This is a genomic window from Rubritalea sp. (genome assembly GCF_039830215.1).
In the GTDB taxonomy this organism is placed as follows: Bacteria; Verrucomicrobiota; Verrucomicrobiia; order Verrucomicrobiales; family Akkermansiaceae; genus Rubritalea.
In genome coordinates this window covers 1-5,737 of record NZ_JBDOPO010000263.1, presented here as the reverse complement: position 1 = coordinate 5,737, position 5,737 = coordinate 1, and the positions used below count along the sequence as shown (strand labels likewise).

At 41.5% G+C, this 5,737-nt stretch carries 4 protein-coding genes; all 4 read left to right on the top strand.

What is annotated here, in order from left to right; genetic code table 11:
• Nucleotides 1-340: hypothetical protein (locus ABGY95_RS08725; RefSeq protein WP_347441293.1), on the top strand; the 340-nt coding region annotated here is incomplete at its 5' end.
• 453 nt (nucleotides 341-793) lie between these two features.
• Nucleotides 794-1,474: a VWA domain-containing protein gene (locus ABGY95_RS08720; protein ID WP_347441292.1), complete on the top strand. Its 681-nt coding sequence runs from the start codon at nucleotides 794-796 to the stop codon at nucleotides 1,472-1,474.
• Nucleotides 1,475-1,477: 3 nt separating this feature from the next.
• A complete protein-coding gene (locus ABGY95_RS08715; protein ID WP_347441291.1) occupies nucleotides 1,478-2,278 on the top strand; it encodes a hypothetical protein in 801 nt (266 codons plus the stop codon).
• A 47-nt stretch (nucleotides 2,279-2,325) separates the two neighbouring features.
• On the top strand, nucleotides 2,326-5,580 hold the full coding sequence (locus ABGY95_RS08710) for a tubulin-like doman-containing protein (RefSeq protein ID WP_347441290.1): 3,255 nt from the start codon (nucleotides 2,326-2,328) through the stop codon (nucleotides 5,578-5,580).
• The last annotated feature ends 157 nt before the right edge of the window (nucleotides 5,581-5,737 follow it).

Here is a 5,737-nt window from a genome sequence, read left to right as displayed (position 1 = left end):
GCAGGCAAATAATGTCAAAGCTGAAGCTGGTGAAAATAAAGAGCTAGCTTCGTCAATTAAGGATTTAGAGACTACAAATCGTCAATTAGCTAGTTACAATAAAGGTTTGAGATCAAAAATTGCTAACATGGATGCTGCTACAGCAAAGGCGAATAGAAAACAGTTAGATAAGGTGCTAAGAACTCAAAAATCTAATTTAAGTAATGCTAAGAAGGCCTCAGTTCGAAACGATGGATCAAAGAGTTTGAAAAATCAAGTTGAGCGACTCACCTCAGAAGTATCTAGTCTAGAAAGAACTAGAACACAATTGTTAAAGGTTGAGCAGGGAACACGAGTGTAAATTCTCCAGAGAATTTTTTCTAAGTTAAAAAAATAGCTAAAGTGATTAAGTGTAAATTGATTTTACCTACTCTTATGTCACCCCTGTTTGTTGGGTGTGCTTATAATGCAGCCATGGAGCACGAGAGGCTCGCTAACGCGAGTATGAGTCAGGAGATGAGAATTGTCTCGTCTGCTAATTCAGCATTAAGCAGTGAACGAGACATGTTGCAGAGAGAGTTATCTAGGGTGCAGCGATCTATGCTAAGCGTTGAATCCAAGCTGGCTAAAACCTCTGTTGGATCACCTCCGTATACCGCTCTTCAAGAAGAGTTGGTTCGACTCAATAGAAGGAAATCTGAACTAGAGCGTGATATTAACGCCTTAATTTAATTGTAAAATAATGCGCCCCCTCTCGTGTGTTACCATATTGTATCTTTCAGCCCTCTGCTCATGTAAGAAGTCCGGAGAGAGTTTGGATGAGTCTCCTTATTTAAAAGAAGAGAGCGCATCAGTATATGGACATGACGCTACAATAGAGGCACCTCAGCAAGGGTTTGCTGCTTCGAAGGATGTTGAATCCAGTAATCAAGGTTTTTTGAATACACAAAAAACGAGTCAATTTTTAGGAAACTTTGACGAAGGTGACTCTATCGCTTTTGTGTTAGATTTCTCTGGGTCAATGGATGGAATCAGAGTGTCGATTTTAAAGAAAGAATTGATAAGAAGTCTAAAGGATCTTAATAGTGAGGTTTTATATTCCGTTATTATCTTTAGTGATCAAGGCTGGTTTTTAGGAAACAAAAAAAGTTGGATCAAGGCGAATACTGATAATGTCAACGAGACCGTTGAGTTGCTGAGCAGTCAACATGTGGGAGGGGGAACAGAATGGTCGACTGGTATGAATTTGGCTTTTTCGTTAAATCCTAGTCCAGAAGTTATTTACTTCATGACTGACGGAGCAACAAATTCCGATGTAGTTCACGAGATTGATACCATAACCCAACAGAATCAATCTAAGTTCTCTCCTGCTAGAATACACACCACAGCTTTAGTTTATGAAGGTATGCACCAATATCTTATTAATTTGGCATCCAAAAATGGAGGGTGTTTTACTTGGGTCAATGATCAAGGAGAGGCTACTACAAAAAGATAAAATATGAATATAATGCAAGAATTAGTAACGTTCCTCATCGGCTGTATCGTTTACATGTGGGCCGACGGAGTACAATTATTTCTAATCACTTTAGCAGTGGCGCTAGTGCTTGCTGCATTTTGCTGGTGGGGGTGCTCTAAGTTTACATTATTGTGGAATAATCAATTTAAAGTAAGCTCGGTTCACCATTTGCTGTGTGGCGTGGCGGCCATTTTCACGGCCATTTTCGTGATTGTTTTTTCATCTCTTAGGTACACGAAAGATGTGGCGGAGCTTTCTATAGATGTTTGGAATGTTCAAATTCTCATAGATGATGAGTGGAAGGGTGAAACTTTCGAAATGGCCTATGATGCGGTTTATGAACTTCAGGATGAAGAGGGAAACCAGTTAGAGGATTTTTCAAACGCCCCTCATCCTAGCACAGGAGAGTCCTCGAATGTGCCAGTGAACAAACAGGAATCACGCGTCGCAGTAGCAAAGGTGTTTGCTGATTCTGCGGTAGAGAACTTTGATTATAACCGACCTCTACTATCCAAATTTTTGTGGGGAGGGAATTCAACCTCGGAAGCAGTATTAGTCGCTGATGTGAATCGTTTTTTCGAGCAAAATCCTGGGGTGTCCTATCCTCGCGAGTCAGCCGTTAATATAGCGGTAGCCGAAACCAAGAAGAGCCTAAACGAACAGGCTCCAAAGTTAGTATTGATTGGCCGATTCTTACTTGTAGGACTCTTTGTGCTGTTTCAGCTGCTACCATTCAGTGTCATCGCCTGGGCCGCTTATCGGGATATAAAGGTGAGAGACTAATTCCCCCGCGATGTGTGATTTTAAATTTAATAAAAAGTATATAGAATATGAGTCAAAAAAATTATCTAGTAATCGGTTTGGGTGGCACAGGATGTGTCGTGGTCAGAGAGCTCAAGAAAAAGATGTATGTGGAGTGGCGAAAGAAGAACTCCGGATCTTACCCAGATGTATATCGCTTCAAGGATGATTTTGGTGGTGAAGAAGTTGAATCGAGAGTAGCAACTCTCAGCATTGACTCAAATGCTGGAGACCTAGACGGAGAAGGTGAAAAGGATAAGTCTTGGACTGTATTTGGTGAAACGCTTCGTCTTAGGGATACTGAAAAAGTATTGCTAGATCCAAGTGGCACGGCAGGATTGTTGAGCAACCTCGATAGCTACCCAGGTGTTTCGCCTTGGATCAAGCCAGATCTAGAATTTGTCAATGAAATCACAAGAGGGCAAAGTGGGCCTGCTGGTTGTGATCAAATTCGGCGTATGGGAAGATTGGCTTTTGCCAATGGCAATGGCGTAGACAATGTTTTGTCAGCGGTAAGTAATCGTCTGAGCGCACTGACTGAAGGTGGTGGTTTCAAAGATGCCGAGATTCACATTGCGTGCACACTAGGTTGCGGCACAGGAAGTGGAACAGTAATCGACATTCTTACACAAATTCAAAAAAAGATGATTGCACATGACGGTGAGGTAAAAGTTCATCTGCACACTTTTGCTACTTCGAGTGATGTCGGATCCGTGAATACAGGAAACTTTTATGCAAACCAGTATGCTGCACTGCAGGAACTTAACGCATTCAGTTTAGGTAATTACCACCCATGGGATGTCAATGTAGGTAGTGGCCAATCTGGGCAAAGACTGTCTGTAGAAGGCTCAGGATCTTCAAGCTTAAGTCAAATAAAAGGAACATTTAATTCATGTGCTCTCATCACTGACACCACCGAAGGCGGACGCCAGGTTGGCCTAAATGACCAAGTCGAGAATGTTGCTGAGGTGCTTTACCAAATAGCCGTTGGCCAGATGGGTAATCTTCCTGTTAGCTTTCGTAAAGGACTGACGTGTGAAGATAGAAAGCAGTATCCAGCAGACAGTCAGGGAGGAGATAGATCCACTAAATTTTGCAGTTATGGTGTGCAGAAGCTGGCTATTCCTGAAAAAGAGATCAAAGAAAAGCTGGCGTTTACAATGGGGCGCCAATTCTTATTAGGCCGAATTTACAACAATTATGATAGGCGTTATTTAGATAAGACGGCAAGTAACTTTGGTGTTGATAGTTTTGTTCAAAAACGGCGAGAGACTTGGAAGTCATCGAGCTCGAGTTTGAACCTAGACTTCCAAGAGAAGCTCGACGCAGAAGATCAGCATGCACCTTTTAAAGATGATTGGCGGAACCGATTGACTAAGATTGAAGCACAAGTCCGAACAACATTGAGTGCGGGTAAAGGTGATCGGAAAAAGTGGCTCAAGGACTTTGACCGCAGAGCAAAAGACTACTGGGGTGAAGGATTTCGTGGCAGAGGCGTCGAAGACTATTTTTCGGTGAAATCTCAACAACAGTCAGTCAGGGAGCATGCCAGCTACATTCGTCAGGCTGTTGAAAAAGATCTGGTAGATGGATTTGAGAGAATGGATGCTAAATATGTAGTGCACTATTTTCCTGAAATAGCTGATTGCTTAGTTAAAGAAATTGAACGCGAAAGAATCGAATTTTCTGAACATGTTGAGAGTGAGCGAAAGAAGCTGGAGCAAAAAGATGATGAAAGAGAAAAAGTGGCCGTTGAGTATGGCAAAATTGGCCTATTTGGAGGAAACAAAGTTGACCGTTTATTTGCCTTATACAACACACTCAGTGTTCAGTATTATATGCATAAAACACGCGCCTTAGCGGCTCAGTATGCAGTAAAACTGACAAACGAACTACTTCTTCAACTAAAAGAGCTAAGGAAAGATGTAACTGATTTTGTTACAAGATTGAAGTTACTAGGTAATGACTTCGAGACTGAAATCCACTTGAGAATCAATGAGGACCAGGTGAAAAGTAAGGATGAAGACGTAGTTTACATGGTGGATTCCGATAAGGTTAACTCAAGCATTGATGAAGACTTTGTAGCTAGCGAGAGTATTCAGAATAAGCTTGCTGATGAAGTGATGAAGGCTTTGATACGTCAGCGAGGGGAAAATAAACAGTTTTCTAGTTATAACAAAAATCTGATGGTGGATGATAAGAACCACGTTACAGGATCAATTGTCACAACTCTTAGAAGGGTGGTTGAAGAAGAAACAACGGCATCTCATGTCGATCTCAAGGAAAACGATAAGGACTTCCAAGGTATTTTCGGACAAAATATATTGGAGAATCTCTATCAAGATAATGGAGGTATCGTTGGCGGTGAACTGAGAGAACAGTTTAAGCAGCTCATTAATGATGCGATGCCTATGTTAGCCTTTGATGGTAATGCAGAGTTGATGGAGGTGCCAGAATCTGGACCAGTCATACGACGTTGTATTATCTTACCTAAATGGGAAAAGTGTCCGACGAATGAGGCGGGAGATCCTTTTGATGAACAGCTCGAACACATGCTCAAAGACATTAAGGGCGGCTCTGGCAGTTCGAAGAAGGTAGAGGTTGAAGTCGCTAGAACACCTGAAAAGAGGAATCCTACAGAAATCGTTATTATGACCACTGCGTTTTTCTTCCCTCTGCGAATGACCCAAGTATTAACAGGGTTAAAGCGTAAGTATCTTGAGCGTACTATGGTGATGGATGATACCGCCGCTGCGCGTGCTCGTTTCCAAGTGCATACCGAGTCACATAATCCACCGTTACCAGACTTGATGAAGCTCGGACAAGAAGAAATTCGTAAGCAAAAATTACCTTCTGTGCTCCTAGCCCTAGCTCTTGAATTAGATCATGTGTCACCAGATGGAGAAATCCTCTTTGGTAACCTTGATAATGTCGGGCGACTTAAGGATAGAGTTGACCCAAAAACTTCAGTGACTCATGATAACGTCAGAATTTCAAAATCGAGTGCTGAGAAGTTAGGTATGGAAATCGAACCGGTAGTTGTAGCCTTGGTAGATCATTACCTAAAAGACTTCAATGATAAGTGTATCGCTGACTTGGATAAGCTGTTGTTAAATAAAGTGCGTGAGGGTGTTGCTGTAGATGAAGTCTCAGGAATTCTTGATGATCTAAGCGCTAAAGCCTTTTTACTTAGAGGTAAAAGTGAGTCAGATGAGATATACAACTTGTTTAACGACAAAGTCGAATCGGCCAAGGAAATGCTTGGTAGATTGGATAAATACTAATTCGATCATTACTTAAAAAAAATTAGAACACGGGGGGGATCCTTCCGTGTTTTTGTCTATCATTACACAAAAGGACTATTAAAAAATGGCGAATAAAGACATATATATTTGTGAGAACGAGTATGGAAAAAAAACGAATAAGGTGGCATGTAAACAT

Excerpts from the sequence above, each read along its gene's own strand:
- ABGY95_RS08715 (WP_347441291.1), top strand. The coding sequence starts at position 1,478 with ATGAATATAATGCAAGAATTAGTAACGTTCCTCATCGGCTGTATCGTT.
- ABGY95_RS08710 (WP_347441290.1), top strand. The coding sequence starts at position 2,326 with ATGAGTCAAAAAAATTATCTAGTAATCGGTTTGGGTGGCACAGGATGT.